The following is a 26,699-nucleotide window of genomic DNA, read 5'->3' as shown; positions in this document are numbered from 1 at the left end:
CCTTCGATGCGCTTCAACACCCTCGACGACATGGATCTGGCGGGCAAACTCGTCCTCACCCGCGTGGATATCAACGTGCCGGTGGAAGACGGCACCGTGACCGACGCCACCCGGATCGAGCGCATCGTGCCCACGATCAAGGACATTCTGGCCAAGGGTGGACGCCCGGTGATGCTGGCCCACTTCGGTCGCCCCAAGGGCAAGGTCGTCCCCGAAATGAGCCTGCGCGTGACCCTTCCCGCCCTCGAAGACGCGCTCGGCCAATCCGTCACCTTCATCGAAAAGCCCGACCGCGCCACGCTGGATGCCCTGCCTGAGGGCACCGTGACCCTGATCGAGAACACCCGCTTTACCGCCATGGAAGAGGCCAATGACCCGAAAATGGCGGGCTTCCTTGCCTCCCTTGGCGATGTCTATTGCAACGATGCCTTCTCGGCCGCGCACCGTGCCCATGCCTCGACCGAGGGGGTCGCCCGCCTGCTGCCCGCCTGCGCGGGTCGCCTGATGGAGGCGGAACTCAGCGCCCTTGACGCGGCACTCGGCACGCCCCTGCGGCCGGTCATGGCGGTCGTGGGGGGGGCCAAGGTCTCCTCCAAGCTGGATCTGCTCAGCAACCTGATCGAGAAGGTCGACCACCTTGTGATCGGCGGCGGCATGGCCAACACCTTCCTTGCCGCCCAAGGCAAGCCTGTCGGCAAGTCGCTGTGTGAACACGACCTTGCCGACACCGCACGGGCCATCATGGCCAAGGCCGAAACCACGGCCTGCACCATTCATCTGCCCGTCGACATCGTCGTTGCCCGCGAATTCAAGGCCCATGCCCCCTCCGAGATACTGCCCGCCGACGCCTGCCCCGACGATGCCATGATCCTCGACGCAGGCCCCGCCACCGTCGCGGCCTTCGATACGCTGCTTCAGGAATGCACCACCTTGGTCTGGAACGGCCCGTTGGGCGCGTTCGAGATGCCGCCGTTTGATGCCGCCACCGTGCGCGCGGCCAAGCTGGCGGGCATCGCCACCACCGCCGAAGACCTGATCTCGGTTGCGGGCGGCGGCGACACTGTTGCCGCGCTCAACCACGCGGGCGTCGCGGACCAATTCACCTACGTCTCCTCCGCAGGCGGCGCTTTCCTTGAATGGATGGAAGGCAAGACCCTGCCCGGTGTCGCGGCGCTGGAGGCCGCGAAGACCGCCTGATAGCGCAACCACAATGGACGCTCCCGCGTGCGGGCCTTAAACCGGGTCAAGCACGTCAAAGGAGGCACCTCATGGCCAACGCAGAGCAGATCGCACAAATGCAGAAGGGCGCGGGTTTCATTGCCGCGCTGGATCAATCGGGGGGCTCCACGCCCAAGGCGTTGAAACAATACGGGGTGGACGAGACGGCTTACGCCTCGGATGCCGAGATGTTTGACCTGATCCACGCCATGCGCGCGCGCATCGCCACGGCCCCCGCCTTCACCGGCGACAAGGTCATCGGCGCGATCCTGTTCGAGATGACCATGGACCGAGAGATCGAGGGCCGCCCCGCCGCCGAGTACCTTTGGTCCGAGCGTCACGTCGTCCCCTTCCTGAAGATAGACAAGGGCCTTGAAGACGCGGGCGACGGCGTCCAGATGCTCAAGCCGATCCCCGAACTGGACGCCCTGCTGGAGCGTGCCGTTGCCAAGGGCATTTTCGGCACCAAGGCGCGCTCTGTCATCACCGAACCCAACGCCAAGGGGATCAAGGCCAACGTGGCGCAGCAATTCAAGCTTGGCGCACAGGTGTTGGACCACGGGCTTGTCCCGATCCTGGAACCCGAGGTGTCCATCACCGCGCCTGCCAAGGCCGAGATCGAGGTGCTACTGCGCGACGCTATTCTGGCCGAGCTGGACGCCATGCCCGGTGACCGCCAGATCATGTTGAAGCTGACCCTGCCCGACGTCGCGGATTTCTACGCGCCACTGATCGCCCATCCCAAAGTGATGCGCGTCGTCGCGCTTTCGGGCGGCTACAGCCGCGAAGAGGCGACCGCCAAGCTGGCAAACAACCATGGCATGATCGCCAGCTTCAGCCGTGCCCTGACCGAAGGCCTTTCGGCACAGCAGGACGAGGCGACGTTCAACGCCAAGCTGGAAGCCTCCATCGACGCGATCTTCGAGGCCTCGATCACCTGAGCCACCCGGTACTTGGGGTCCCCCGGCACCTGACTTCTGCACGGTTTTCCCCCACAAAATGTGGGGGATTCCCAAAGCCCCCGAAATATGCGAATCTGTCTGCGACGGATCCACAAGAGGTCCGCGGAACGGGCCCTTTCGGGCCAAGAGGCAGAAACATGTTGCGGACCCTATCCCTGACCCGGGCCATCGTGCCGGGCATCCTGTTCCTTGTGGGCTTCTACTTCACCTTCGCTGCGGTGCAGGGGGACAACGGCCTGTTTCAGCGCATCCAGGTCGAGGCCGAACGCGACCGCCTGACCGAAGAACTGGCCCGCCTTCAGATGCAGACCGAGCGGATGGAGATCCTGACGCGGCGGCTCTCGGATGACTACCTCGACATCGATCTTCTGGATGAACGCGTGCGCAACGTCTTGGGCTACGCCCGTCCGGACGAGCTGATCCTTCCCTGACCCCGCCCCCGGCAACCCTTTGCAAACAAGGCATTCAATCCGCGCATGGCGGATCTGTGCCCCTGCGTCAGCATTACCCCAAGACTCTGCGCGAAACCTCTGCTAATAGATTGTTCAACGTTAAACTATTCCCTTGCCGGGAGAGGAGTGGCGCAGAATGGCTGCACGCAAGACAACCGCCAAAGCGGCAACTTCGTCGAATGTTTCGGCGGAAGAGCTCAAGACCTATTACCGCGAGATGCTTTTGATCCGCCGCTTCGAAGAGAAGGCGGGCCAACTCTACGGCATGGGCCTGATCGGCGGTTTCTGCCACCTCTATATCGGTCAAGAGGCCGTCGTTGTGGGCCTTGAGGCCGCCGCCGAGGAAGGCGACAAGCGCATCACCTCGTACCGCGATCACGGCCACATGCTGGCGTGTGGGATGGATCCCAAGGGCGTGATGGCCGAGTTGACCGGCCGCGAAGGCGGTTATTCGAAGGGCAAGGGCGGCTCCATGCACATGTTCTCGAAGGAGAAACATTTCTATGGCGGCCACGGCATCGTCGCAGCCCAGGTGCCGATCGGCGCGGGCCTTGCGTTTGCGGATAAGTACCTTGGCAACGACCGCGTGACCTTCACCTATTTCGGCGACGGTGCCGCCAACCAGGGCCAAGTCTACGAGGCCTACAACATGGCCGAAATCTGGGGCCTGCCCTGCATTTTCGTCATTGAAAACAACCAGTACGCCATGGGCACTTCGACCAAACGCTCCACCCATTCGCCGTCTTACTGGGAACGGGGTGCCGCCTACGGCATCAAGGGCGAGGAAGTGGACGGCATGGACGTGCTGGCCGTGAAGGCCGCCGGTGAAAAGGCCGTCGCCCACTGCCGCGCAGGCAACGGGCCGTACATCCTGGAAATCAAGACCTACCGCTATCGCGGCCACTCCATGTCGGACCCGGCGAAGTACCGGACCCGCGAAGAAGTGCAGGAGATGCGCGAAAAGCGCGACGCGATCGAACACATCCGCCAGATGCTGCTGACCGGCGGCCACGCGACGGAAGATGACCTGAAGGCCATCGACAAGGAAATCAAAGAGGTCGTCAACGCCTCGGCCGAGTTCGCCAAGGAAAGCCCGGAACCCGCGCTGGAAGAACTCTGGACTGACATCTACGCCGATGAGGCACCGCAAGGGGAGGCTGTGTAAATGGCTGTAGAAATTCTGATGCCCGCCCTCTCCCCCACGATGGAAGAAGGCACGCTGGCCAAATGGCTGGTGAAAGAAGGCGACACCGTGCAATCCGGCGATATCCTGGCCGAGATTGAAACCGATAAAGCCACGATGGAATTCGAAGCTGTCGACGAAGGTGTGATCGGCAAGATCCTTGTAGAAGAAGGCACCGAAGGCGTGAAGGTGAACACCGCCATCGCGATCATCGGCGAAAAGGGCGAGGATATGTCTGCCGCCGAAGCGGAAAGTGCACCCGCGCCTGCCGCGCTGAACGGTTCTGAAGGCAAGTCCGACCCTGCGCCTGCGACCACCGCCCCTGCCCCCGCCGCGCCAAAGGCGAACACCAGCCCCGATTGGCCCGACGGCACGCCGATGAAGACCCAGACGGTGCGCGAAGCGCTTCGCGATGCCATGTCCGAGGAAATGCGCGCCGACCCCAACGTTTTCGTGATGGGTGAGGAAGTGGCCGAGTACAACGGCGCCTACAAGATCACCCAAGGCATGCTGGATGAGTTCGGCGAGAAGCGCGTCATCGACACGCCAATCACCGAGCACGGCTTTGCCGGCATCGGTGTGGGCGCGGCCTTCGGCGGGCTCAAGCCCATCGTCGAGTTCATGACCTTCAACTTCGCCATGCAGGCGATTGACCACATCATCAACTCTGCCGCCAAGACGCTTTACATGTCAGGCGGCCAGATGGGCGCGCCCATGGTGTTCCGGGGCGCCAACGGTGCCGCCGCCCGCGTGGGCGCGCAGCACAGCCACGACTACGCGACGTGGTATTCCCAAGTGCCCGGCCTCAAGGTCGTCATGCCCTATTCGGCAGCCGACGCCAAAGGCCTGCTGAAAACCGCCATCCGCGACCCCAACCCGGTCGTATTCCTTGAAAACGAGATCCTCTACGGTCGCTCGTTCGAGGTGCCGGACATGGATGATTTCACCATCCCCTTCGGCAAGGCCAAGATCTGGCGCGAGGGCACGGACGTCACCATCGTCTCCTTCGGCATCGGCATGACCTATGCGTTGGAAGCCGCTGACAAATTGGCCGAGGACGGTATTTCGGCAGAGGTCGTGGACCTGCGCACCCTGCGTCCGTTGGACTACGATACCTTGCTGGCTTCGGTGATGAAAACTAACCGCTGCGTGACCGTGGAGGAAGGCTTTCCGGTCTGCTCCATCGGCAACCACCTGTCCGCCTACCTGATGCAGAACGCGTTCGATTACCTCGACGCGCCGGTCATCAACTGTACCGGCAAGGACGTGCCCATGCCCTATGCGGCCAACCTTGAACGCCACGCGCTGATCACCACCGACGAGGTGATCGAAGCCGTCAAACAAGTCACCTACCGGTAAGGAGCGTCCGCGATGCCCATTGAAATCCTGATGCCCGCCCTCTCGCCGACCATGGAAGAAGGCACCCTTGCGAAATGGCTGGTGAAAGAAGGCGACACCGTCTCTTCCGGCGATCTGCTGGCCGAGATCGAGACCGACAAGGCCACGATGGAGTTCGAAGCCGTCGATGAAGGCGTGATCGGCAAGATCCTTGTGGCCGAGGGCACCGAGGGCGTGAAGGTCAACACCGCCATTGCCCTGATCGGCGAGGAAGGCGAAGACTTCTCCGCCGCGCCTTCCGTGGCCCCCGCCGCTGAGGCGGCTGCCCCGGCAGCGGAAGAAGCGGCCCCGGCGGCTGCGGCTGCGGCTGCTGCTGCGACCCCTGCCCCGGCAGCCCCGGCAAAAGCCGATGGCGGACGTATCTTCGCCTCGCCTTTGGCGCGCCGGATCGCTGCCGACAAGGGTCTGGATCTGGCCACGATCACGGGCTCCGGCCCCCATGGCCGCGTCGTGAAGGCCGACGTGGAAGGTGCGAGTGCTGCGCCCAAAGCCGCCGCAGCCCCGGCCGCCGAGGCGCCCAAGGCCGCCGCAGCGCCCGCTGGCGGTGGGTCGATGCCCACGGGTCCGTCGACCGAACAGGTCCTCAAGATGTACGAGGGCCGCGAGTTCGAAGAGGTCAAGCTCAACGGTATGCGCAAGACCGTTGCCGCGCGCCTGACCGAGGCAAAGCAGACCATCCCGCACTTCTACCTGCGTCGCGATATCCAACTGGACGCGCTTTTGGCGTTCCGCTCGCAGCTCAACAAGCAGCTGGAAGGCCGGGGCGTGAAGCTGTCCGTCAACGACTTCGTCATCAAGGCCTGTGCCTTGGCGCTGCAAGCCGTGCCCGACGCCAACGCCGTCTGGGCGGGTGATCGGATGATCAAGCTCAAGCCCTCAGACGTGGCCGTGGCGGTCGCCGTCGATGGTGGCCTGTTCACGCCGGTCCTGAAAGACAGCGATACCAAGTCCCTGTCGGCCCTGTCGGCCGAGATGAAGGATCTTGCGGGTCGTGCGCGCGATGGCAAGCTGGCACCGCACGAATACGTGGGCGGCTCTTTCGCCATTTCCAACCTTGGGATGATGGGGATCGAGAACTTCGACGCGGTCATCAACCCGCCCCACGGCGCGATCCTCGCCGTCGGCGCAGGCGTCAAGAAACCTGTCGTGGGTGCGGACGGAGAGCTGGCCGTGGCGACAGTCATGTCGTGCACGCTGTCGGTGGATCACCGTGTGATCGATGGTGCCTTGGGGGCCGAGCTTCTGGCCGCGATCAAGGAAAACCTTGAAAACCCGATGGTGATGTTGGCCTGAGTTGGAGAGCGCCCCGCGTCGACGGCGCGGGACGAAAGTAGCGAGGGACCTGCCCCTTGCGCCAAAGGCGCGGGTCAATAAGCGAGCGAGGGGCCAGTCCCTCGCGCCGACGGCGCGGGACCAAAGAAGCGAGGGGCCAGCCCCTCGCGCTCCCCGGGATATTTAGAGAACAGGGAAGAGGGGCGCCGGGGAAACCGGGTGCTCCTTTTTCAATTGCGTCAACCGACGTGGCGCCACGCGCCGGGGGCGAGGGTTTCAAGGGTGTGGGGACCGATGGAATACCGAATGAGGCGGATCACCGGATAGCCCACAGCGGCGCACATGCGGCGAACCTGGCGGTTCTTGCCCTCTGTCAGGGTCAGGCGCACCCAAGTGTCGGTGATTGTTTTGCGGACCCGCACGGGCGGGTCGCGGTCCCAGATCCAATCGGGGGTATCGACGGTTTCGGCCTCACAGGGGGCGGTCTTGCCGTCTTTCAGCGTGACGCCCGCGCGCAACCTGTTCAGGGCATCGCCGTCCGGCACCCCCTCGACCAATGCGAAATAGACCTTGGGGGATTTGTATTTCGGCGAGGAGATCCGCGCCTGCAGGCCGCCATCATCGGTCAGAAGCAACAGCCCTTCGCTGTCGCGATCCAGACGACCGGCGGCGTAGATCTTCTTCGGCAATCCGAGCGTGTCGAGCGCGGGCCATCCGCCCTCGGACGTGAATTGTGACAGCATGTTCATCGGCTTGTTGAGCGCGATCAGCATCACCACCAATCCTCGGGCATGCGTTTGGCCATGGTCATTTCCTTGCGGAACCCGAAGGCCCCGACCCAGAACGCCGCCCCGAAGGCCGCGCCCACCAACGGGCTGGTCAGCGAGATGGCAAAAAGCGCCAGCAGTTCCCCATCCGCCACGCCCGCCAGCACCGAGAGGCTGAAAAACACTGCCGCGCAGAGCGCCATCGCCTGCAACGCCTTCACGCGGGCGCTGTTGGCCACCAGAACGCCCCAGATGACAAAGGTGATGATCAGCATCGGGATCAGTGCGAAGAGACCAAAAAGCGCAACGAACCCAAAGGCTTCAGGTCCGTCCCCCTCGGCGCCCATCATCGCGAGAGTTATCACGATCACGCCCGCCGCATAGGCCGCGAGGCAGCCCCGTAAGACATAGAGCGCCTGCATCAGCCTTGCCCCGCATCATGGCTGGCGAGCCAGCGTTTCGGAGCCATATCCCGCCACGTGCGTCTCAGCCGCGCCTCCGCCCAATCGGGGTCGATCCGGCCCGCCGCCACGAGGGTCAGCCCGGTGTTGGCGTAGTGCGGATGCATCACGAAGGTGTCAGGGTTGGCGTCCAGCAGTACCTCGCGCTCCTCGCGGGTGCCCTTGAAGATCGCCGCATCGACGTAGGGCGACCACCAGCACCACATCTTGCCGTGAGCTTTGAGGTTCGGGTTGCCCCATGACACCGCGTCTTCAACCTTGGGCAGGCCAAGCGACAGGGCGAAGGCGCGCAACTCGGACCAGGTGCGGATGCCGGGTGGGTGGGACATATCAATGCGCCTCTGCCCAGTTCGCCCCCTGCCCGGCATCCACCGTGATCGGGACGCTCAGGTGCACCGCCGGATGGGCGGCGCCTTCCATCACTTCGCGCGCACGCGCGATCAGGGCGTCGGTGGCGTCTTCATCGACCTCGAACACCAGTTCGTCGTGGACCTGGAGAAGCATCTTTGCAGGGATGCCTTCAATCGCGTCCTCCATCCGTACCATGGCCCGGCGGATGATGTCGGCGGCTGTGCCCTGGATCGGCGCGTTGATCGCCGCGCGCCCCGCGAAGCCCGCGCCGGGCCCCTTGGCGTTGATCTCGGGCGTGTGGATTTTGCGGCCAAAGAGCGTCTGCACGTAGAGGTTCTCTTTCGCGAAGGCCTTGGTGTCGTCCATGTAGGTGCGGATGCCGGGGAAACGTTCGAAATAGCGGTCGATGAAGCCCTGCGCCTCGGCCCGCGGGATGCGCAGGTTGCGCGCAAGGCCGAAGCCCGAAATACCGTAGATCACCCCGAAGTTGATCGCCTTGGCCTGACGACGCACGTCGGAGGTCATGTCTTCAAGCGGCACGTTGAACATCTCGGACGCCGTGGCGGCGTGAATGTCTTGACCTTCCTTGAAGGCCTCTTTCAGGGCGTCGATGCCCGCGATATGGGCAAGGATGCGCAGCTCGATCTGGGAATAGTCCAGTGCCACCAGCACCTTACCCGGTTCGGCCACAAAAGCTTCGCGTATCCGGCGGCCTTCCTCGGAACGGATCGGGATGTTTTGCAGGTTCGGATCGGTGGAGGCGAGCCGCCCGGTGTTGGCGCCCGCGATAGAATACGACGTGTGTACGCGGCCCGTGTCCGGGTTGATGTGGTCTTGCAGCGCGTCGGTGTAGGTGGATTTCAGCTTCGACAACTGCCGCCAGTCCAGCACGCGGGCGGGTAGATCATGTTCGGTGGCGAGATCTTCGAGGATATCGGCACCGGTGGAGTATTTCCCTGCCTTGCCCTTCTTGCCGCCGTCCAGACCCATCTTGTCGAACAGAATCTCGCCAAGCTGTGCGGGCGAGCCGACGTTGAAGGTCTCTCCGGCCAGCTCGTGAATTTCGGCCTCCAGCCCTGCCATTTTCTGGGCGAAGGCGTTGGACATGCGCGACAGGACCTCGCGGTCGACCTTGATGCCCGAGCGTTCCATGCGCGCAAGGACGGGAACCAGCGGGCGTTCGAGCCGTTCATAGACCTTCGTGACCCCGACCTGGTGCAGCTTGGGTTTGAACAGTTTGTGAAACCGCAGGGTGATATCGGCGTCTTCAGCCGCATAGGGGGCGGCGTCCGCAATCGCGACTCGGTCGAAGGTGATCTGGGATTTCCCGCTTCCGATCAGCGCCTTGATCGGCAAAGGCGTGTGACCCAGGTAGCGTTCGGACAGGGCATCCATGCCGTGATTGTGCAGACCCGCGTGCAGCGCGTAGGACAGCAGCATCGTGTCGTCGATGGGCGCGACGGTGATGCCGTAGTTGGCCAGCACCTTCACATCATATTTGGCATTCTGGGCGATCTTCAGGACGCTATCGTCCTCCAACATCGGCTTGAGCACGGCCAGCGCGTCCTCGAACGGGATCTGCCCCTCGGCCAATGCAGTGTCGGCGAAGAGGTCATCACCGCCGCCCCGGTGCAGAAGCGGGATGTAGCAGGCTTCGCCTGGTTCAATGCAGAGCGAGACCCCGACCAGTTCTGCCACCATCTCGTTGAGCGAGGTGGTTTCGGTGTCGAACGCCACTTCGCCCCGGGCCACGGCCCGGTCTACCCAGTCCTGCAATGTCTTGACGTCGTTGACGATCTCATACTTGGAATGGTCGATCGCGGGCATCTCAGGGGCGTCAGGGGCCGCTTCGGGCGTGGGCTCGGCGATGGTCGGGGCCTCGGCGCCCATCTGCTCGGCGACACGTTTGGTGAGCGTGCGAAACTCCATCTCGGCCAGGAAGGACAGAAGTTGTTCCGCGTCAGGCTCCCGCACTTCAAGGTCATCGAGGCTTTCTGCCAGATCCACGTTTTCATCCAGCAACACCAGTTGTCGCGACAGGCGGATCTGGTCGGCGTGATCGATCAGGGTCTGTCGACGCTTGGGTTGCTTGATCTCGTCCGCACGCGCCAGAAGCTGGTCCAGATCCCCGTATTCATTGATCAAAAGTGCCGCCGTCTTGATCCCGATGCCGGGTGCACCGGGGACGTTGTCAACGCTATCGCCTGCCAGCGCCTGCACATCCACGACCCGTTCAGGCCCGACGCCGAATTTCTCCAGCACGCCGTCGCGGCCGATGCGGTTGTTCTTCATGGCATCGAACATCTCGACCCCGTCACCGACCAGTTGCATCATGTCCTTGTCGCTGGAAATGATCGTGCAGCGCCCCCCAGCTTCCCGCGCCATGCGGGCGTAGGTGGCGATGATATCGTCGGCCTCGAACCCCTCCATCTCGATACAGGCGAGGTTGAAGGCCCGCGTCGCATCGCGGGTCAGCGGAATCTGCGGCCGCAGATCCTCGGGCATCGCCTCGCGGTTGGCCTTGTATTGGTCATAGAGGTCGTTGCGGAACGTATGGCTGCCCTTGTCGAATATGACGGCGGCATGGGTCGGCGCATCGGGGCCGGTGTTGGCCTCGATCATCCGGTAGATCATGTTGCAAAATCCCGCGACCGCCCCAATTGGAAGACCATCTGACTTGCGCGTCAGCGGCGGCAGAGCATGGTACGCGCGAAAAATGAACGCTGACCCATCCACGAGGTGAAGATGATGTCCTTTTCCAAATGCCATGGTGCTTTCCCTCGTTTGCTGATCTGTGTCTACCTTGCCGGGGCAGGTACTGCATCCGTGTTTTTCACAAATTCCGCCAGCGCGTAGATGCGGCTTGATCCCGACTGCGTGCATCAAGAGGGCAGCCCGCAAAGCTGTAGCCATGTGGTGGGCTGCATCGGGGGCGATACGCTGTTTGTGGGCGGCTCCATCGGCTGGGACCGCGGCACCCTGCGGGGGGAGCTATACACCGGCGAGGCCTGCACCGGCACCTGGGACAACGAGACCGGCATGGCACGGTTCGATTGCGGCGACGGGGTGGAAGGGACGGTGCAATACACGGTCTTCGACGGGGCAACGGGCACCGCCCAGGGGACCGGAGAAATGCTGGACGGCCGCCCGACGAGGCCTGGAGCGGCAACAACATCGCGGATTACGTTCAGGCCGAAACTGGCCGCGTGACCCTGCAATGCGGGGTTCAGGAAATCCCCCTCAGCTAAGCGCCCCAAGGGGCAGCCCAGCGCCATGCGCCGACGCGGCGACGGATCACCCGGTCTTGTCGACGAAATCCTCATGCACGAACTTCTTGTCGCAATAGCCGCATTCGACGAAGCCGGTGTCGGGGTCGATCATCAGCCAGACGCGCGGATGGCCCAAGGCGCCTTCGCCGCCATCACAGGCCACGCGGGTCGTGGACACGATTTCTGTCTCGGGGGCGTCGATGGCCATGGTCTTGATCCCTTGCGATGGTTTCTTGCGCCTCTATCGCACCTCACCTGCGGGCAGACAAGCGTGCGACTATGCCTTTGCCAGCATCCGCCCCAGGGGACGCCCGCCCAGAATATGCATATGGTAATGGGGCACGTCCTGCACACCGTCGGTGCCCGCGTTGGAGATCGTGCGGTACCCTGCCCCGCCTGCGCCGGGTGAGATCCTGGCGCAGATCTGTGCCGCGACCCGGTGGAAATCGACGATTTCCGCGTCCGAGGCTTCCGCCGCGAAGTGATCGAAGCAAACGTAAGGTCCCTTGGGGATCACCAGCACATGGACCGGCGCTTGCGGATGGATGTCGGCGAACGCCAGCGTATGCTCGGTTTCCGCCACGGTTGTGTTGGGAATTTCACCGCGCAGGATCTTGGCGAAAATGTTCTGGTCGTCGTAGTCGAATGCCATGTGTCAGGCCCCCTCTCAATCCGCAAACAGGTGCTGGGTCTCGGCCAACTCGCGACCGCGGTCCTGATCGATCCCGAAAAACTCTGCCAGCACCGTGCCGTTTTCCTCGGGCGAGCGGCCTTCCTTCAGGCGCCAATGCTGTTTGAACTCCGCCTCGCGGATCTCCATCTGTTCATCGAGGAATTCGTGGCGCAGTGTCGGCAGCATGCGCTGCAAGACCTCGCCCGGCGTGTCATCTGTCGCAAGTCCCACGCGATGGGCATGGCCAACTAGATATTGATCGTCGAAATTGCACTGCACTTCCAGAATCCTCGCATTGGCACGATCCGACATGAAGTCGCGCATCAGGTCAAGATTGGCAGGGTCGAGGCAGATCATCAATTGCTCTGTCCCGTAGTAATCGAACAGCATCCGCATCAGCGCCCGACGGTGGCGGTTGCGCTTTTCCATCGTCCGTTCGATTCCGCCCAGATGCGGCACGCGGCAGCCCGCCTCATCGAACAGATACTCGACGCCCCGGATGTCCAGCTTTTCGGACGAAGCCTTCAACAGGCGCTTGGCGACGTGCCATTTCTTGCACACCAGCATATAAAGATCGCGGTCCGCGCCCAATGTGCTTTCGCGCTCCCAAAACCGGGTGCCGAAACGTTTGCCGACCCGTCCGCGCCCGGTCAGGAAAGCGTGCAGCTTGGGCCCCTCCTGGGATGTCGCGAAGTCCTTGCGCGAAGAACTCCACAGCGCACCGAGACGCTCTTTGAGCAGCGTGGCCTCAGCCGAAATCTTCCGGGCGAACAGGTAGTCCTGGCTGATCAGCAGATCGTACTGGTCGTTGTAGAAGGTCACCGGCATGCCGTAATCGCTGAACATCTTGAAGGTCAGCGTGCGACTCTCGATCTCGCGCGCGGGGACGAGGTGGCGCACAAGTGTCTGGAAGAACGTCTCATCGGGGATCCATGTGGTCTGGAAGAAGCGGATCACATCCGGCCGCTCACGGCAGAAGGCGAGGATGGCCTCGATCGTGTTGCGGCGCAGGCACCACCATTGGCTACCGATCATCACCTGGATGTCGTCGGGTATCCTGCGTTCCAGCCGCAGTTTGCGTTGCAGGTTGAAGGAGGCATAAAACAGCGTCTTGTGGTTTCGTTCGTTGAAGAAGTGGCGGTAAAACAGCCGCTCACCCTTGAAGCCGGTCTTGATCCAGTCCGAGTGGAAGAAATCGAACGACTCCACATAATCCATGTCCCGGTCATCGAGGAACTTGTGCGCATAGGCCGCCGACTTAACCGAGGCACAATCGCCCGAGAGCATGTAGAAGTGGGTGGCCTTGGGGAACGCTTCGACCGCGGCTTCGATCGCGTTCAACGTGGCTTGGCAAAGCGACCATTCCCCCCAGCCGCATTTTATGCGCTTTTTTGCAAAAGTGACGCCCGCGTTGTCCTTCAAGGCGCTCTGCAATGCCGCAAACTCCGCCGCCTTGGCACTTGCGTCAAAGTGAATCGACACATAATCACCTGTCGCCGTCAGACGCTCGGCCTGCCGGATGATGCTTGGCGCATCCTTGTGACACAGGAGAATAAAGGCGATTTTTGCCATTCTGGAAACGATTGCCTCGGATCTTTGCGCATTGTTGCGCCTTGTTGTTAACTCATTAATACCCGAAAGACATTGATGCGACATCAAATGTTTGCAATTTATATCTTTAGATTTGGTGAGCGATCCGTCGAACGACACGCCGGGCAGCACGTGAGGTAACGAGCATATGGGTTTTCCAGGCACTTGGATGACGTCGAGTGAAAGCATGGTGTACCGCGTGGTGCCCAAATGCGCCTGCTCGACGATCGGCCAGATCATGTACTACACCGACAATGGAGCGTACTTCGACGGCGACATTCATGACGCCCAGGGCGGCATGCACAAATGGGCCTTCGATGCCAGCCAGCCGCTGATCGAGGCCAACGTCACCACCAACAAGAGTTTCGCCTTCACCTGCGTGCGCAACCCCTACACCCGCATCCTGTCGTCGTTTTTCGACAAGATCTGCGGCATCCAGCGCAACGGGAAGCGCTATCGCGGCAACCTGGTGCCACTTCTGATCCAGAAATACGGCATCGAAGTGGGCGGTGAGGACGGCAAGGGCGAGTTTGACCAGATCGCCAGCTTCCGCCGGTTCCTGCTGTTTACCCGTGACACCATCCGCTGGCGCAAGCCGATGGACCCGGACATCCACTGGTCCGCGATGGCGGGCCATGTCTCGACCTTCATCGTCAACGGCGGGCGCTACGACAAGATCTTCTGGACCGAAAGCTTCAACGACGGCATGCAAAGCGTTCTGGATGCAACGGAAAACGCCCATCCGATCAAGCTCAAGGACGTGCCCCGTTTCAACGAGTCCGAAGGACACGGCCCCAAGCGCCTGCACCCGGTCGAGGACTACTTCGACGATCTGTCAATGCATCTGATCAAGGAAATCTACCACCGCGATTTCGAGCTCTTTAAGTACGATTTCGACAATCCCAGCAACAAGATGCCCATCGGCGAAATTGATCTGGAAGAGGTGCACGCCAAGCTGGGCGGCTGATACAGGGTTCGGGACCGTTGCGACAATGCCGCGATCCGGGCCGTCTGGTGCGCAACACGTTGTAAAATGGGCCACGCAGTCCTAGGATCGCGCCTATTGAGACGACCTTATTTTTCCCCTCGTGAGGCCCCCCTGATATGTTTCGCGCCCCTCTTCTGGCGTCCGTCGCCGCTCTGACCTTGATTTCCGCGCCTGTCGCGGCCCAAACTGCGGCCGCTGACGCGCAGCGCCAAGACGTGTTCGAGCAACTGCTGGTCGATCCCGCCAACCGCCAGTTGATGCGCGACTATGCTCGCCTTTCGGTTGCGGCCCGCGATTTCGAGGCCGCCGCCGCAACCCTGGAGCGCCTGGTTGATCTGGAGCCCAACAATACCACCGCCCGCGTAGAGCTGGCCGTGGCCTACTTCGCGCTCGGCTCCTACGCTGTGGCCGAATACCATTTCGCCGCCGCCCAGGCCTCGGGGACGCTGACGCCCGAGCAAATGACCGAGGTCGCGCGTTACCGCGAAGAAGCGCAAGAGCGCGATGACCGCTCGGACTATAGCGGGCGGTTGCAGGTGGGCTATGCCTTTGCCGACACCAGTGACGAGCAAGGGGCCTTCGTGAACGGTTCCGTGGATTGGCGCATCGACATGGGCGACGCCGATGTGACGCAATGGGTCACGGAATTCGCCTTCAGCACCTACCAGCCCGGGGATGCCTCGATCAACGAACGCACCAATGCGCGCCTGCGCACCGGACCGCAGTGGCGCCTTGCATCCGATGCCTACGGCCCCCGTCTACAGGCCTACGCCGAATTGGGGTGGTTCCAGAACGACGACACTCTGTCCGGTGATTACACCTCCTGGGGCGCAGGTCTGGCCTACGCCAACCCGATCAACGAGCGCTTTACGGTCTACGCCGATCTGGGTGTGGGCCGCGAGATCGCGATGGACGCGGGCGATCCGGATTTCGATTTTTACGAGTTTGACCTAGGCGTGACCTACCGCCCCTCTCGCGACACGCGCCTGCGTCTGTCGGGCACATGGAGCGCCCACACCGAGGTGGATGCGGCAACACCGATCGAATTCACCGAAGCCTCGGTCCGGTTGGCCGCGCAGCACGCCTTCGATGTGGAATGGGACAACCTGCCTAACCGCTGGGTCGCCGGCGCATTCGCCGAGATGGGCCAGACGGAACAGGACGTCGGTGGCATAACCACGGATTTTGACGAGTACAGCTACGGCCTGTGGCTGCGCGCTTTCGTATTTGAAGACATCTACATTGAGACGGCCGCAGCGCAGGTCCATGAGGACACGACGCCCGGCGGCACACGGGAAGAAATGATTTACACATTCCAGGTCGGTTGGGAGTTTTAAGCATGCCCTTCAAGACATTAGCACTTGTCGCAACGGCGGCCCTCGCCCTCGCAGCGCCCTTGGCGGCGCAGAACATCGGCACGGTCGCTTCCAGCGAACCGACCCTGCGCGGTACACCGCCGGGCGCAGGAACGCGCCCGTTGAACCTGGGCACAGGCGTCGTGCAGGACGAGACGATTGCGTCGTCGGCTTCGGGCCGGGGGCAAATCCTGTTCGTCGACCAGACGACCCTCTCGCTGGCGCCCAACACCACCATCGTGCTGGACCAATTCGTGTTCAACGCGAACGGCACGGGCCAGATGGGCCTGCAAATGACCGAAGGTGCGCTGCGCTTCATCGGTGGCACCCTGTCGCGTGAGCAAGAGGCGACGGTGACGACGCCGACGGCCACCATCGGCATCCGCGGATCGAGCGCGCTGATCGTGCACCTGAACGGCGAAACGATCGCCGTATTCCTTGCCGGAGAGCGTCTTTGCATTTCCACGCGCAACGGTCGCCGCGCCTGCACCAGCCGCCGTGGCGGCGTGTTGACGGAAGACGGCTACCAGGGCCGGGTGAACCCCGCATACCTCGCGCAGATCCTTGAACTGATCGACGGCGCCCCCCGTGGCGGTGGTGGAGCGGGCCTCGGGTCGGGCGTCGGCAACCCCAACCCATCGGATCGGGGCCCCGTCTCGACCACGGGTGAAGAGTTCGACCCCGAAATCTTCGACGATGATCTTCGCTTCGACGATCTGCTGGATGGCCTGCCGGAGATAGAATTCGAAGAGTTCGATCTCTGCAATCCATTGGACCCGGGCCCGTTTTGCCCCTCCCCGCCGATCACGCCCTAACGCTTTGACAGCGCGACATATTCCCCCGCCCAACCCTCGGGCGGGGGATCTTCTTTGTGGGCCGCGATCCGATCCAGATAGAGCTGCGCCAGAAGGCCCGTGTTGCACGTGGGCACCTTGATTTTGGCCACGTTCAGGAAGGCTGCTTCCGCCCCCGTCCAGTCGCGGGCGATGTAGGTGGCGCGGGCTTTGGCGAGCGCGTCGGCAAACCCCTCCAGCCCCGGCGTCATGCGCGGCAGCACCGTGGCCACCTCGACGGCCCGCGCAAACCCCTTCACAGCGATCAAATCCAGCGTCACGGCCTGCAAATGCGGCGGGCATTCGGCCACGGCATTCGGCCCCACGCAGTTGCGCGTGCCATAGATCCGCGTCAGCCCCTCCAGCCTTGCGGCCAGCGTGACGCTATCGCCGATACAGGTATATGACAGACGGTCCCGTGAGCCCATCAACCCCACGGATGCGGGCCCGGTGTTCAGCCCCACCCCAAGGTTCACCCGTGGCAGCCCTTGCGAGGTCAGCATGAAATTCGCCTGCTCCGCCGCGTCGTTGACCGCGTGCAGCGCGCCGAGGGCGGCGGCCGCGTGGTCCGACCGCTCGATGGGGGCATTCCAGAAGGCCATGACTGCGTCGCCCATGAATTTGTCGATGGTGGCGCCGTGATCCACAAGGGTCTCGGCCACGGCGGACAGGAACGTATTCACAAGCGTCACGACCCGGTCCGGCGACATGCCTTCGGTGACGGTCGAAAAGCCGCGCATGTCCACGAACATCACCGTCAAATCACGCTCGGCCCCCTCGGGTGTCAGGGCGGCGGTGGGGTTCTTTTCGATCTCGGCGATCAGATCGGGCGGCAGGAAGCGGGCGAACCGCTCGCGGATGGAGCGCCGCGCGCGCTCCTTGGCGAGATATCCCAGAGTCGTGCCGGGGATATAGACCAGAACCGAGGTCAACACCGCCATCAGCGGGTTGAAAAGCACACCCATCTGCGTGAAGGCGAGAATACCCCCGAGGACCGAACCGCCACTGACACTCAGCGCCGCGCTTAGGCCCAAAACGGGCCGCTCCAACCGGTTGAGGATCGTCAACGCGATGCCGGCAAGCGCCACGATCAGGATCTCCAGCCCGCGCATCCAGTCCGGGCGCGACAGAAAGGCGCCTGCCACGATCTGCTCGATGATTTCGGCGTGCAGCGTGACCCCCGCAATTTGCCCGTCCAGCGGCGTGGTGCGGATGTCGAACAGCCCCTGCGCGGAGGATCCTACAAGAATGATCCGCCCCGCCAGCCGCTGTTGCAGGGCGGGGTCAATGCCGTCCGCCTCCAGCAGATCGCCCACGGGCGTCACGCGCTGGGGCTGGTAGCCCGCGAAATAGAGGCGAAAGCGCCCGTCGGCCTCCAGCGGAAATGCCAACCCGCCGACTTGCATCGCCGTCGCCGCGACCGTGCCGCCCGAGACCTCGCCCGAGGCCTGCGTGGTCCGCAACACATGGCCCCCTGCCCCTTGCGCCACGCGCAACAGCTCGGCCGACAGCGACGGGATCAGCACGCCCCCGAAGTCCGAGACCATGGGAACGGTCCGAGTGATGCCATCAGCGTTGCGCCCAAGGCTGATCGTGCCAATGCCGCTGGCCGCCGCCGTCAACTCTGGCAGATTGCCGATCGCGCCGGGGTAGGTTGTCAGCGTCGTAGGGGTGGCGCCGGTAACGGCGAAGCCCGCGACGGCCTCGGGCATCGTGCCCTCAAGGCCGCCGGCGACCGAAAGGACCACCGATCGCCCCTCCATCGCTTGGGCAAAACGGGTGTCATGGGGGGTGAAGTCCACATCGGCCCCCAAATCGGCCAGCCCCGGCACAGGGCCGTCGCTGAACCGTGCCCAGGACTCGACGATCAGTTCCGGCGAGGTTCGATCCGGTTCGGGGAAAAGCACGTCGAAGCCTATTGCAGCGGCGCCGTGGTCGAACAGGCGGTCGGTCATCTCGGCCATGTAGCTGCGCGGCCAGGGCCACTGGCCATAGACCTCCAGCGCGGTCTCGTCAATGTCGATGATATGCACTGGCGCGGTGGGGTCATAGGGACGCGGCGCGCTGCGCTGGTAGCCATCGAAAACGGCATCGCGTGCACGGTCAAGGATCGGCGGCGGGAAGGCCGTCAATCCTACCATGGCCGCGGTCACCGCCAGACCCAGAACGACAGTCACCCGGGACATCGGGCCGCCCTTGGTTGTTGCGCTGCGTGTCTTGGCACGGTTTCCCCCTCGGCTCGCGATGGATCGTGGCGGATTTTCCGTGTCGTCGCAAACCCTTCTGGTGTCGAAGATGGATTTGACAGGGACACTGTGGCAGGCCACCCTTTGGCGTCTTACCGGGCGTCGCTTCGGTTTCAAGGAAATGCTGCCCATGGAATTTTCGATCTGGTCAACGTCCGGTCTTGTCGGGGTCGCCCTCTACCTCTCGGCGTATGGAGGTTTGCAGTTGGGACTGCTGCGCGGCAGTTCGGTCACCTATACGGTGATGAACATGTTCGCCGCGATGGCGGTTCTGCTCAGCTTGGTGGAGGCGTTCAACCTGTCGTCGCTGCTGATCCAGATCTCCTGGATCACGCTGTCGCTGGTGGGTCTGGGGCGGATGGCCTGGGTGCGTAGTCAGGTCCGCTTTTCGGATGAAGAACGGGCGTTCCTGAGCACCCATTTCAGCACGCTCTCACCGCATCTGGCGCGCAAGTTCCTGCGGCTGGGACGGTGGCAATCGGTCAGCCCCGGCACGGTCCTGGCCCGCCAGGGCATGCCGGTCCATGAATTGGTCTATGTGGGCCACGGCAACGCCGAGGTGCGCGCCCATGGGGTCGTGGTGGCGCAGATCGGGCCAACAGCCCTGATCGGAGAGATGACGATCATGCACGGCGGGGAGGCGACCGCAGATGTGGAGATCACGTCCGAGGCGCGCATCTTCACCCTGCCCCGCGCAGCGTTGATCCGCGAGTTGGACATCGACCACGAGTTTGCCCTGGCCGTGTCGAATGCCTTGCAGATCGAGGCGCAACGCAAGATCGAGGCCGCCAACCGCAACCGGGCGGGCCTGTCGGCCAGCTAGAGGTTAATACCGTTAACCCTACCGCTCTGCGGCGCGCGCCATCGGCACGGAATCCGCCACCTTGCGGGCCAATTCGGCCCCGAATAGGGCCACCAGCGCATTGTTGAACGCGGGCGAGCGCGACATGCGTTTGCGTAGCGCTGCGGAGTTGATCCGCACCACTGTCCCCCCTTCAGGCAGGGTCACATCGGCGCTGGACGGGTTACCCGTGAGGAACGCGATCTCGCCCACGAAGGCAGGGCCCGCGATCGGGAAGCTTTCACCGCGTTTGGTGATCATGATCGTCTGGGCGAAGACCAGCATCAGGTCCTCCACCGCCGCCCCCTCGCGGGTCAGGACCGCGCCGCGCCCTGCGATCTCGGCAGAGAGCATCTTCTTGAGACGCCGGAACTGGCCCGGCGTGAGGGTCGGGAAATGGGCGAAGGTCTTTCTGTCTTCGTCCGACATGCGCCAAGTCGTCCGCTCGGACGCGATAGCTGCGATCAGAATCACGTTGATCGTCAAAAGCGCGATGTTCGACATGACCGACGGCAGGATCGGATCAGCCCGGAAGAAGTAGTAGGCGGCATCACAAATGAACCCGCAGACCACGAGAATCCGCAACATCAATTCGTCGCGGACCGCGAAGCCGGTCAGCTTGAACACGAGGCCCACCAACAGGATCGCGATGGAACCGGTGCCCGTACTGAGCTGTGCTAAAAGGTCAGACATCGCGCCAACCCTATATCAAGCCTTGCTCGGCGAAGACGTCACGCAGGGGGCGTTTGGGACGGGGCCCCACGTGGGCGATGACTTCGGCAGCTGCCGCAACGCCCATTTTTCCCGCTGTCTCAAGGGTTTGCCCCGTGGCCACGCCATAAAGGAACCCAGCAGCGAACTGGTCCCCCGCGCCCGTGGCGTCGACTGGCGTGACCCGCACGACCGGCACTTCGACACGCGTGTCGCCCTGGATCAGGATCACCGGATTGCCCGAGCGCGTGCAGACGATCAGGTCACACACCGCTGCCGCCTGCGAGAGCGCGTCCTGGAGATCCTCGGTCTGGAACAGCGCCAGCCACTCTTCTTCATTGCCAAGGGTGAAGTCCATTTCCTCCGCGATCAGGCGACGGAAATCGTCGCGGTGGCGGTCGACGCAGAAGGGATCCGACAGCGTGACACCGGCCTGGCCGCCACCGTCGTGACAGGCCTGCGCGGCTGCGGTGAAAGCGCGTTTGCCCTCGTCCTTGTCATAGAGGTAGCCCTCCAGAAACAGGTAACGTGTGTTGCCCGCGACAGAGGCGTCCACGTCGCCCTCATCGAAATCCGCGCCCGCGCCGAGGTAGGTGTTCATCGATCGCTCGCCATCGGGGGAGACGAAAATCATCGACCGTGTCGTGGGCGCGATCCCAGCGCCGGAGACCGGCGGATTGGGGAAATCGATGCCGTCCGCCGCCATGCCATTCTGATAGAAGATCCCCAGCGCGTCGTCCTTCACCTTGCCCAGAAACGCCGTCTTCAACCCCAGAGAGCCCGCGCCATAGACCGAGTTGCCGACTGACCCGCCGGGCGCCTGCACCCGATCGGTCATCGCGCCGTAAAGGATCTCGGCGCGCTCGCGCTCTACCAACTGCATGATGCCCTTCTGGATGCCCATATTGTCGAGAAAGCTGTCATCGGCGTGGGAAATCACATCAACAACAGCGTTGCCAATGCCCACGAGGTCGTAGGTTTGGGTCATGGTTCAGTCCTTTGCAATGGCATCGATTTCAATCTCGACCAACCAGTCGGGATCGACGAAAGCGGTGACCGCCATCACCGTCGTGACGGGGCGGATGTCGGTGAAGACTTCGGCGTGGGCACGCGCTGCCTCTTTGAAGTCATTGATATCCTTAAGGATTATACGGGTACGGATGACATCTTCTGCCGTGCCACCTGCCTGGGTTAATGCCGTTAACGCAATCTCCAGGCAGCGTTTTGTCTGTCCGTAGGCGTCCCCGACGCAGTCAGTGCCGCCCCCCGCCGCGATGGGGGCTGTGCCGCCGATAGCGACCATATTGCCGATGCGCACGGCCCGCGAAAACCCGATCTGCGGCTCCAGGTAGGAACCGGAGGAAACGTTTTGCCGTGTCATATCTTCCCTTTCTTGGGCAGCGGGTCAGGCGTCTTGTCCTCGAACACACACAGATCCCGGATCAGGCACGCGCCGCATTTGGGCTTGCGCGCCACGCAGATGTAGCGGCCATGCAGGATCAACCAGTGATGGGCGTGCAGCTGAAATTCGGCCGGAATGTTATCCTCTACCGCGCGTTCCACCGCGTCCACGTCCTTGCCCGGCGCGATCCGAGTCCGGTTGCCGACGCGGAAAATGTGGGTATCGACGGCCTGCGCGGGCATCCCCCACCACATGTTCAGAACCACGTTGGCGGTCTTGCGCCCCACCCCCGGCAATGATTGCAGCGCCGCGCGCGAGGATGGCACTTCGCCCCCGTACTCATCCACAAGGATCTGGCTTAACTTGATGACATTCTTGGCTTTATTGCGGTAGAGGCCGATGGTCTTGACATGCTCGGTCACCGCGTCCAGCCCAAGGTCGAGCATCTTTTGCGGCGTGTCCGCAATCTCGAACAAGCGCCGCGTCGCCTTGTTCACGCCCGCATCCGTCGCCTGCGCGGACAGCGCCACGGCGACCACCAGCGTATAGGCGTTGACGTGGTGCAACTCTCCCTTCGGCTCGGCCTCGGCCTCCCGGAAACGGGTGAATATCTCGTGAATCGTATGATAGGGAAGTGGTTTGGCCATGGCGTCCCTTTTGGCGTGCCGGGCGCGGGCGGGCAAGCCCCCCGCACATCCCGCAAGAAGCGGGTCGCGCCCCCCAGCATGGCCGCGGTAGGTTAACGGCGTTAAGGAGAGCCGAGCCATGTCACATGTCCCCCCCCACGATCCCTCGGGAAGTTACCACTTCAACGTGATGCGTCGGGCGTTGGACCTGATCGATGCCAATCCGCACCAGAGCCTCGATGACCTGGCGCGTGCCCTCGACATGAGCCCGGCGCATTTTCAGCGCACGTTCAGCGGCTGGGTCGGCGTCAGCCCCAAGCGCTATCAGCAATACCTGACGCTGGATCACGCCCGGCGCTTGTTGGCAGAGCGCTTCACCGTGCTCGACACGGTGGGCGAGACCGGGCTGACCTCGGGCGGGCGGCTCCACGATCTGTTCCTGCGGTGGGAGGCGATGAGCCCCGGCACCTACGCATCCGGCGGCAAGGGTCTGACGATCCGCTGGGGCTGGTTCGATAGCCCCTTCGGTCCGGCGCTGCTGATGGCCACCGAAAAAGGCATCTGCGGCATCGGCTTTGCGTCCGAGACCGGGCCAGAGCCGGCCATGGCAGACCTGCGGTCGCGCTGGCCCAATGCCACCTACGTGGAAGATACCATCGCCCTCAAAGCCCTGGCCGATGCAGCCTTTGGCGGCGGCGGCGATCTGCACCTGTCGCTTATCGGGGCACCCTTCCAAATCAAGGTGTGGGAGGCGCTCTTGTCGATCCCGACGGGCCACGTCACCACCTACAGCCAGATCGCGGGCGCCATCGGCAAACCCCGCGCCGTGCGCGCGGTGGGCACTGCCGTGGGGCGCAATCCGATCAGCTGGCTGATCCCTTGCCACCGCGCCTTGCGCAAATCCGGCGGGCTTGGCGGTTACCATTGGGGTCTGCCCGTCAAACGCGCCATGCTGGCTTGGGAAGCCGCCACGACAGAGGATGGCGCAGCTTAGTCACGACAGAAGATGGCGCAGCCTGAAAAAGAACGGCAAATCGGCGCTGTCCTGCCCGTGCCGCGCCGCCCGCCGTTTTCCCCCTGTGCCGCACGCACGGGACTGATATACACGCAGGCAACAAGTCTCGTCGGGAAACGGGGCACAGGCTTAAAGGGCATGCACTCATGGCACTTCTGAATAAATCACTTCTTCTGGCTACCGCCGCGTCACTGGCGTTGACCGCCTGCGTCGGCAACACCGTGGCGCCAGCCGATCCCAACGCAAACCGCACCCGCGACGGCGCAATCATCGGCGGGCTTCTGGGCGGCTTTCTCGGGGCCACTGCGGACGACGACAACCAGGGTCGCAACGCGATCCTCGGTGCGGCCGTCGGTGCGGCGGCGGGCGGGGCCATCGGCAACGCGTTGGACCGTCAGGCCCAGGATCTGCGCGGACAGCTCAGCAATGATCGCATCCTGATCGAGAACACCGGCTCTGAATTGATCGTCACCATGCCCGAGGGTATCCTTTTCGACGTCGACTCGGCCGCGATCCGTGCCGGCCTGCAATCGGATCTGCGCGCCTTGGCCGCGAACCTCAACCAATACCCCGCCACGGGCGTGGAGGTCGTGGGCCATACCGACAACACCGGATCGGCGGGCTACAATCAGGACCTCTCCACCCGCCGCGCGCAAGCCGTGGCCGGTGTGTTGCTGGAGGCGGGCGTCGCCCCGTCCCGCGTCCGCTCAATCGGGCGCGGTGAAAGCGCACCGATCGCCACCAACCTGACACCCGAGGGCCGTCAGCAAAACCGCCGGGTCGAGGTGATTATTCGCCCGCGCTAGCCCTATTTTACATCCTGAAATCAACGGCCTGCCCCTTGGGGCGGGCCGTTTTTGCATGTGCCACACCGCGATCTTGGGTGGACAGGCCTACCCGGTGGTCATATCGTTTGACCAATTCTGAAGGAGGCGCCCCATGCCTTTCCAACGTATCGAAGCAGAGAAACTCTCACGCTCCGTCGTCAAGCAAATCGAGCAACTGATCCTGCGCGGCATCCTGCGCCCCGGAGAGCGTTTGCCCTCGGAACGCGAGTTGAGCGAGCGCCTCAGCGTGTCCCGCCCCTCCTTGCGCGAAGCGGTTGCCGAATTGCAGGAAAGGGGCCTTCTGGCGACCCGCGCGGGCGCTGGCATCTATGTGGCCGACGTGATCGGCTCGGCCTTTTCGCCGGCCCTGATCGATCTTCTGTCGGCCCATGAAGAGGCAGTCTTCGACTACATCTCGTTCCGGCAAGACCTGGAAAGCATCGCAGCCGAGCGCGCCGCGATCCATGGCTCGGACACCGACCTGAAGGTGATCGACACGATCTTCCGGAAGATGGAAGTCGCCCACCGCAAGCGAAACCCCACAGATGAGGCCGAGTTGGACGCCGAGTTCCATCTGGCGATCATCGAAGCCAGCCACAACGTCATCCTGCTGCACATGATGCGCGCCAGCTTCAACCTGCTGCGCCAGGGCGTGTTCTTCAACCGCCAGCAAATGTTCAAGAACCGCACCACGCGCGACATCCTTCTGGATCAGCACCGGGCGATCAACGCGGGCATTCAGGAACGCGACGCCGAGGCCGCGAAGGCCGCTGTGATCCAGCATCTGGATTATGTGAAGGAAGAGATGAACGCGCTGAAAGCATCCGAGAGAAACGAAGAAATCGCGCGGCTGCGCTATGCCCATGAGCGCGAGAGGTAGGTCCGCGTCTGGGGCGTGATGCCCGGTCTATATCTTACCGCATCCCCGTAGACCGGGTTGCACGCCACGGGTCCTAGGGGATTGCCTCAATCGACAGCCCCACCGCCAAAGCTGTTACCGTTTTGCCAATCGCACGGCGCCTCCTGCATCTCCAGATGCAGGCGATCACCCGTGTAAAGGTGGGCGTTGGCCACCGCGTCGTTCAGCGTGATACCAAGGCCCGGCGCTTCCGGCGCGGCAACAAACCCGTTTTCCACCTTCGGACGCCCCGTCACCAACGCCTCGTGGAATGGCGTCTCGATGGCTTCCACCATCAGCAGGTTCGGGCAACTGACACCAAGATGAACATTCGCGGCCCATTCTACCGGGCCCGCATAAAGATGCGGCGCGATCTGTGCTCCGAAGGCGGCAGCGATGGTGGCGATCTTCTTGCCCTCCCAAATGCCCCCTGCCCGACCCAGGGCCGGTTGCAGGATACGGGCACCATGGCGCAGCGCCTCGGTGAATTCCGCCACGGTTGTCAGCCGCTCGCCGGTGGCGATGGGGATGGAGGTGTGGGCCGCGACCTCGGCCAGTCCGGGGAGGTTGTCGGGCGGGATCGGCTCCTCGTACCAGAGTGGATCATGGGGTTCGATCGCCCTGGCCAACCGGATCGCGCCAGAGGGGGCGAATTGGCCGTGGGTGCCGAAAAGCAGATCCGCCTTGGTGCCGACCGCATCGCGAATGGCGGCACAGAACCTCGCAGAGAGATCAATATCGCTAAGCGCAGGCATGTGCCCGCCACGCACCGTGTAGGGGCCAGCGGGGTCGAATTTCACCGCCGTGTAGCCCTCGGCCACGCGAGCGACGGCGGATTCCGCAGCCATCCCGGGCGAGGTCCAGAAGGCCTCCGCATCGTGGTGCGGCTCGGGGTAGAGGTAGGTGTAGGCGCGGATCCGGGCATTCATCTTGCCCCCCAGAAGCGCGTAAACCGGGCAGTCGCGGGCTTTGCCAAGGATGTCCCAGCAGGCCATTTCAAGGCCCGAAAAGGCGCCGAAAACGGTGGGATCAGGGCGTTGCGTGAACCCCGAGGATTGGGCGCGGCGCGACATCAGTTCGACATTTTCCGGGTCTTCGCCCTGCATGTGGCGCGTGAAGACATCCCCTATGACGGCGCGCATCGCCTCGGGCCCGACCCCTGCGGCGTAGACCTCTCCCAATCCCGTCAGCCCGGTATCGGTCGTGACGCGCACGATCAGCCAATAGCGCCCGCCCCAACCGGGCGGCAGCGGGGCGATGGCGAAGATTTCAAGCGTGTCGAGTTTCATGGGGACCAGAAGTTGGGGGGCCAGCCCCCCAAACCCCCCGGGATATTTACGGAACGGGGAATGAAGGGGGGT

At 63.2% G+C, this 26,699-nt stretch carries 27 protein-coding genes; 14 read left to right on the top strand and 13 right to left on the bottom strand.

Annotated features, from left to right (window positions below; translation table 11 throughout):
* Positions 1 to 6: 6 nt before the first annotated feature.
* The 6 genes from KUL25_RS01890 (at position 7) to KUL25_RS01865 (ending at position 6,506) form a co-directional block, all read left to right on the top strand.
* Complete coding sequence (locus KUL25_RS01890; protein ID WP_257891372.1) at positions 7 to 1,197, top strand: phosphoglycerate kinase; 1,191 nt, start codon at positions 7 to 9, stop codon at positions 1,195 to 1,197.
* 71 nt (positions 1,198 to 1,268) lie between these two features.
* Positions 1,269 to 2,159, top strand: a complete 891-nt coding sequence (locus tag KUL25_RS01885; protein WP_257891371.1) for a fructose bisphosphate aldolase — start codon at positions 1,269 to 1,271, stop codon at positions 2,157 to 2,159.
* A 158-nt stretch (positions 2,160 to 2,317) separates the two neighbouring features.
* Positions 2,318 to 2,611, top strand: coding sequence for an FtsB family cell division protein (locus KUL25_RS01880; RefSeq protein ID WP_068353237.1), 294 nt, complete (start codon positions 2,318 to 2,320; stop codon positions 2,609 to 2,611).
* 157 nt (positions 2,612 to 2,768) lie between these two features.
* Positions 2,769 to 3,797: a pyruvate dehydrogenase (acetyl-transferring) E1 component subunit alpha gene (gene pdhA / locus KUL25_RS01875; RefSeq protein WP_068353234.1), complete on the top strand. Its 1,029-nt coding sequence runs from the start codon at positions 2,769 to 2,771 to the stop codon at positions 3,795 to 3,797.
* Positions 3,798 to 5,174, top strand: coding sequence for a pyruvate dehydrogenase complex E1 component subunit beta (locus KUL25_RS01870; RefSeq protein WP_257891370.1), 1,377 nt, complete (start codon positions 3,798 to 3,800; stop codon positions 5,172 to 5,174). It begins immediately after the preceding gene.
* 12 nt (positions 5,175 to 5,186) lie between these two features.
* A complete protein-coding gene (locus tag KUL25_RS01865; protein WP_257891369.1) occupies positions 5,187 to 6,506 on the top strand; it encodes a pyruvate dehydrogenase complex dihydrolipoamide acetyltransferase in 1,320 nt (439 codons plus the stop codon).
* A gap of 218 nt (positions 6,507 to 6,724) precedes the next feature.
* Here KUL25_RS01865 and KUL25_RS01860 read toward each other — a convergent pair whose 3' ends face one another.
* Genes KUL25_RS01860 through polA form a run of 4 tightly spaced genes read right to left on the bottom strand, consistent with a single transcriptional unit; the run spans position 6,725 to position 10,833 of the window.
* Positions 6,725 to 7,258 (bottom strand): pseudouridine synthase, encoded by a 534-nt coding sequence (locus tag KUL25_RS01860; protein ID WP_282563136.1) that lies wholly within the window; start codon positions 7,256 to 7,258, stop codon positions 6,725 to 6,727.
* The gene (locus KUL25_RS01855; protein WP_257891367.1) at positions 7,258 to 7,674 is read right to left on the bottom strand and encodes a hypothetical protein; all 417 of its coding nucleotides are present in this window, start codon (positions 7,672 to 7,674) and stop codon (positions 7,258 to 7,260) included. Before KUL25_RS01855 ends, KUL25_RS01860 begins: the two co-directional genes overlap by 1 nt.
* Entirely contained in the window at positions 7,674 to 8,042 is a 369-nt protein-coding gene (locus KUL25_RS01850; RefSeq protein ID WP_257891366.1) for an MmcQ/YjbR family DNA-binding protein, read from the bottom strand. Before KUL25_RS01850 ends, KUL25_RS01855 begins: the two co-directional genes overlap by 1 nt.
* A 1-nt stretch (position 8,043) precedes the next feature.
* The gene (gene polA / locus KUL25_RS01845; protein ID WP_257891365.1) at positions 8,044 to 10,833 is read right to left on the bottom strand and encodes a DNA polymerase I; all 2,790 of its coding nucleotides are present in this window, start codon (positions 10,831 to 10,833) and stop codon (positions 8,044 to 8,046) included.
* Between the two features lie 87 nt (positions 10,834 to 10,920).
* On the opposite strand from polA, the gene KUL25_RS01840 reads away from it, so the two are divergent.
* Positions 10,921 to 11,274 carry a hypothetical protein gene (locus tag KUL25_RS01840; RefSeq protein WP_257891364.1) on the top strand — a complete coding sequence of 118 codons (354 nt, stop codon included), beginning with the start codon at positions 10,921 to 10,923 and terminating at the stop codon, positions 11,272 to 11,274.
* A gap of 84 nt (positions 11,275 to 11,358) precedes the next feature.
* Here KUL25_RS01840 and KUL25_RS01835 read toward each other — a convergent pair whose 3' ends face one another.
* The 3 genes from KUL25_RS01835 to KUL25_RS01825 form a co-directional block, all read right to left on the bottom strand.
* Positions 11,359 to 11,541, bottom strand: a complete 183-nt coding sequence (locus tag KUL25_RS01835) for a zinc-finger domain-containing protein (protein WP_068353208.1) — start codon at positions 11,539 to 11,541, stop codon at positions 11,359 to 11,361.
* Positions 11,542 to 11,610: 69 nt separating this feature from the next.
* Complete coding sequence (locus tag KUL25_RS01830) at positions 11,611 to 11,985, bottom strand: HIT domain-containing protein (protein ID WP_257891363.1); 375 nt, start codon at positions 11,983 to 11,985, stop codon at positions 11,611 to 11,613.
* 15 nt (positions 11,986 to 12,000) lie between these two features.
* Positions 12,001 to 13,578 carry a beta-1,6-N-acetylglucosaminyltransferase gene (locus KUL25_RS01825; protein ID WP_257891362.1) on the bottom strand — a complete coding sequence of 526 codons (1,578 nt, stop codon included), beginning with the start codon at positions 13,576 to 13,578 and terminating at the stop codon, positions 12,001 to 12,003.
* Between the two features lie 166 nt (positions 13,579 to 13,744).
* Between KUL25_RS01825 and KUL25_RS01820 the strand changes: the two genes are divergently transcribed.
* The 3 genes from KUL25_RS01820 to KUL25_RS01810 all read left to right on the top strand — a co-directional run bounded on the left by KUL25_RS01820 (position 13,745) and on the right by KUL25_RS01810 (position 16,754).
* Complete coding sequence (locus KUL25_RS01820) at positions 13,745 to 14,563, top strand: sulfotransferase family protein (RefSeq protein WP_257891361.1); 819 nt, start codon at positions 13,745 to 13,747, stop codon at positions 14,561 to 14,563.
* A 137-nt stretch (positions 14,564 to 14,700) separates the two neighbouring features.
* Positions 14,701 to 15,921: a tetratricopeptide repeat protein gene (locus KUL25_RS01815; RefSeq protein ID WP_257891360.1), complete on the top strand. Its 1,221-nt coding sequence runs from the start codon at positions 14,701 to 14,703 to the stop codon at positions 15,919 to 15,921.
* Positions 15,922 to 15,923: 2 nt separating this feature from the next.
* Positions 15,924 to 16,754: a FecR family protein gene (locus KUL25_RS01810; RefSeq protein WP_257891359.1), complete on the top strand. Its 831-nt coding sequence runs from the start codon at positions 15,924 to 15,926 to the stop codon at positions 16,752 to 16,754.
* Here the strand turns inward: KUL25_RS01810 and KUL25_RS01805 are convergent.
* Positions 16,751 to 18,958 carry a CHASE2 domain-containing protein gene (locus KUL25_RS01805; protein ID WP_257891358.1) on the bottom strand — a complete coding sequence of 736 codons (2,208 nt, stop codon included), beginning with the start codon at positions 18,956 to 18,958 and terminating at the stop codon, positions 16,751 to 16,753. The genes KUL25_RS01810 and KUL25_RS01805 overlap by 4 nt on opposite strands.
* Before the next feature lie 109 nt (positions 18,959 to 19,067).
* Between KUL25_RS01805 and KUL25_RS01800 the strand changes: the two genes are divergently transcribed.
* Complete coding sequence (locus tag KUL25_RS01800) at positions 19,068 to 19,841, top strand: cyclic nucleotide-binding domain-containing protein (protein ID WP_257891357.1); 774 nt, start codon at positions 19,068 to 19,070, stop codon at positions 19,839 to 19,841.
* 18 nt (positions 19,842 to 19,859) lie between these two features.
* Here KUL25_RS01800 and KUL25_RS01795 read toward each other — a convergent pair whose 3' ends face one another.
* The 4 genes from KUL25_RS01795 to nth are packed head-to-tail and all read right to left on the bottom strand — an operon-like array spanning position 19,860 to position 22,619.
* A complete protein-coding gene (locus KUL25_RS01795; protein WP_257891356.1) occupies positions 19,860 to 20,552 on the bottom strand; it encodes a cyclic nucleotide-binding domain-containing protein in 693 nt (230 codons plus the stop codon).
* Between the two features lie 10 nt (positions 20,553 to 20,562).
* Positions 20,563 to 21,558, bottom strand: a complete 996-nt coding sequence (locus KUL25_RS01790) for an adenosine kinase (protein WP_257891355.1) — start codon at positions 21,556 to 21,558, stop codon at positions 20,563 to 20,565.
* Between the two features lie 3 nt (positions 21,559 to 21,561).
* Positions 21,562 to 21,951 (bottom strand): RidA family protein, encoded by a 390-nt coding sequence (locus tag KUL25_RS01785; RefSeq protein WP_257891354.1) that lies wholly within the window; start codon positions 21,949 to 21,951, stop codon positions 21,562 to 21,564.
* Positions 21,948 to 22,619 carry an endonuclease III gene (gene nth, locus KUL25_RS01780; protein ID WP_257891353.1) on the bottom strand — a complete coding sequence of 224 codons (672 nt, stop codon included), beginning with the start codon at positions 22,617 to 22,619 and terminating at the stop codon, positions 21,948 to 21,950. Before nth ends, KUL25_RS01785 begins: the two co-directional genes overlap by 4 nt.
* Positions 22,620 to 22,737: 118 nt before the next feature.
* Between nth and KUL25_RS01775 the strand changes: the two genes are divergently transcribed.
* The 3 genes from KUL25_RS01775 to KUL25_RS01765 all read left to right on the top strand — a co-directional run bounded on the left by KUL25_RS01775 (position 22,738) and on the right by KUL25_RS01765 (position 25,320).
* The gene (locus tag KUL25_RS01775) at positions 22,738 to 23,592 is read left to right on the top strand and encodes a bifunctional helix-turn-helix domain-containing protein/methylated-DNA--[protein]-cysteine S-methyltransferase (protein WP_257891352.1); all 855 of its coding nucleotides are present in this window, start codon (positions 22,738 to 22,740) and stop codon (positions 23,590 to 23,592) included.
* Positions 23,593 to 23,759: 167 nt separating this feature from the next.
* Positions 23,760 to 24,419 (top strand): YiaD family glycine zipper/OmpA-like lipoprotein, encoded by a 660-nt coding sequence (locus KUL25_RS01770; protein WP_257891351.1) that lies wholly within the window; start codon positions 23,760 to 23,762, stop codon positions 24,417 to 24,419.
* A 133-nt stretch (positions 24,420 to 24,552) separates the two neighbouring features.
* Positions 24,553 to 25,320, top strand: coding sequence for a FadR/GntR family transcriptional regulator (locus KUL25_RS01765; protein ID WP_068353157.1), 768 nt, complete (start codon positions 24,553 to 24,555; stop codon positions 25,318 to 25,320).
* Positions 25,321 to 25,406: 86 nt separating this feature from the next.
* On the opposite strand, the gene KUL25_RS01760 is transcribed toward KUL25_RS01765, so the two are convergent.
* Positions 25,407 to 26,627 carry a mandelate racemase/muconate lactonizing enzyme family protein gene (locus KUL25_RS01760; RefSeq protein ID WP_257891350.1) on the bottom strand — a complete coding sequence of 407 codons (1,221 nt, stop codon included), beginning with the start codon at positions 26,625 to 26,627 and terminating at the stop codon, positions 25,407 to 25,409.
* Positions 26,628 to 26,699 lie beyond the last annotated feature (72 nt).

The organism is Gymnodinialimonas phycosphaerae, from assembly GCF_019195455.1.
In the GTDB taxonomy this organism is placed as follows: Bacteria; Pseudomonadota; Alphaproteobacteria; order Rhodobacterales; family Rhodobacteraceae; genus Gymnodinialimonas; species Gymnodinialimonas phycosphaerae.
The sequence above is the reverse complement of the archived record's forward strand: the minus strand, read 5'-3'. Positions and strand labels throughout refer to the sequence as shown.

Excerpts from the sequence above, each read along its gene's own strand:
- KUL25_RS01890 (WP_257891372.1), top strand. The coding sequence starts at position 7 with ATGCGCTTCAACACCCTCGACGACATGGATCTGGCGGGCAAACTCGTC.
- KUL25_RS01885 (WP_257891371.1), top strand. The coding sequence starts at position 1,269 with ATGGCCAACGCAGAGCAGATCGCACAAATGCAGAAGGGCGCGGGTTTC.
- KUL25_RS01880 (WP_068353237.1), top strand. The coding sequence starts at position 2,318 with ATGTTGCGGACCCTATCCCTGACCCGGGCCATCGTGCCGGGCATCCTG.
- pdhA (WP_068353234.1), top strand. The coding sequence starts at position 2,769 with ATGGCTGCACGCAAGACAACCGCCAAAGCGGCAACTTCGTCGAATGTT.
- KUL25_RS01870 (WP_257891370.1), top strand. The coding sequence starts at position 3,798 with ATGGCTGTAGAAATTCTGATGCCCGCCCTCTCCCCCACGATGGAAGAA.
- KUL25_RS01865 (WP_257891369.1), top strand. The coding sequence starts at position 5,187 with ATGCCCATTGAAATCCTGATGCCCGCCCTCTCGCCGACCATGGAAGAA.
- KUL25_RS01860 (WP_282563136.1), bottom strand. The coding sequence starts at position 7,258 with ATGCTGATCGCGCTCAACAAGCCGATGAACATGCTGTCACAATTCACG.
- KUL25_RS01855 (WP_257891367.1), bottom strand. The coding sequence starts at position 7,674 with ATGCAGGCGCTCTATGTCTTACGGGGCTGCCTCGCGGCCTATGCGGCG.
- KUL25_RS01850 (WP_257891366.1), bottom strand. The coding sequence starts at position 8,042 with ATGTCCCACCCACCCGGCATCCGCACCTGGTCCGAGTTGCGCGCCTTC.
- polA (WP_257891365.1), bottom strand. The coding sequence starts at position 10,833 with ATGGCATTTGGAAAAGGACATCATCTTCACCTCGTGGATGGGTCAGCG.
- KUL25_RS01840 (WP_257891364.1), top strand. The coding sequence starts at position 10,921 with ATGCGGCTTGATCCCGACTGCGTGCATCAAGAGGGCAGCCCGCAAAGC.
- KUL25_RS01835 (WP_068353208.1), bottom strand. The coding sequence starts at position 11,541 with ATGGCCATCGACGCCCCCGAGACAGAAATCGTGTCCACGACCCGCGTG.
- KUL25_RS01830 (WP_257891363.1), bottom strand. The coding sequence starts at position 11,985 with ATGGCATTCGACTACGACGACCAGAACATTTTCGCCAAGATCCTGCGC.
- KUL25_RS01825 (WP_257891362.1), bottom strand. The coding sequence starts at position 13,578 with ATGGCAAAAATCGCCTTTATTCTCCTGTGTCACAAGGATGCGCCAAGC.
- KUL25_RS01820 (WP_257891361.1), top strand. The coding sequence starts at position 13,745 with ATGGGTTTTCCAGGCACTTGGATGACGTCGAGTGAAAGCATGGTGTAC.
- KUL25_RS01815 (WP_257891360.1), top strand. The coding sequence starts at position 14,701 with ATGTTTCGCGCCCCTCTTCTGGCGTCCGTCGCCGCTCTGACCTTGATT.
- KUL25_RS01810 (WP_257891359.1), top strand. The coding sequence starts at position 15,924 with ATGCCCTTCAAGACATTAGCACTTGTCGCAACGGCGGCCCTCGCCCTC.
- KUL25_RS01805 (WP_257891358.1), bottom strand. The coding sequence starts at position 18,958 with ATGTCCCGGGTGACTGTCGTTCTGGGTCTGGCGGTGACCGCGGCCATG.
- KUL25_RS01800 (WP_257891357.1), top strand. The coding sequence starts at position 19,068 with ATGGATTTGACAGGGACACTGTGGCAGGCCACCCTTTGGCGTCTTACC.
- KUL25_RS01795 (WP_257891356.1), bottom strand. The coding sequence starts at position 20,552 with ATGTCTGACCTTTTAGCACAGCTCAGTACGGGCACCGGTTCCATCGCG.
- KUL25_RS01790 (WP_257891355.1), bottom strand. The coding sequence starts at position 21,558 with ATGACCCAAACCTACGACCTCGTGGGCATTGGCAACGCTGTTGTTGAT.
- KUL25_RS01785 (WP_257891354.1), bottom strand. The coding sequence starts at position 21,951 with ATGACACGGCAAAACGTTTCCTCCGGTTCCTACCTGGAGCCGCAGATC.
- nth (WP_257891353.1), bottom strand. The coding sequence starts at position 22,619 with ATGGCCAAACCACTTCCCTATCATACGATTCACGAGATATTCACCCGT.
- KUL25_RS01775 (WP_257891352.1), top strand. The coding sequence starts at position 22,738 with ATGTCACATGTCCCCCCCCACGATCCCTCGGGAAGTTACCACTTCAAC.
- KUL25_RS01770 (WP_257891351.1), top strand. The coding sequence starts at position 23,760 with ATGGCACTTCTGAATAAATCACTTCTTCTGGCTACCGCCGCGTCACTG.
- KUL25_RS01765 (WP_068353157.1), top strand. The coding sequence starts at position 24,553 with ATGCCTTTCCAACGTATCGAAGCAGAGAAACTCTCACGCTCCGTCGTC.
- KUL25_RS01760 (WP_257891350.1), bottom strand. The coding sequence starts at position 26,627 with ATGAAACTCGACACGCTTGAAATCTTCGCCATCGCCCCGCTGCCGCCC.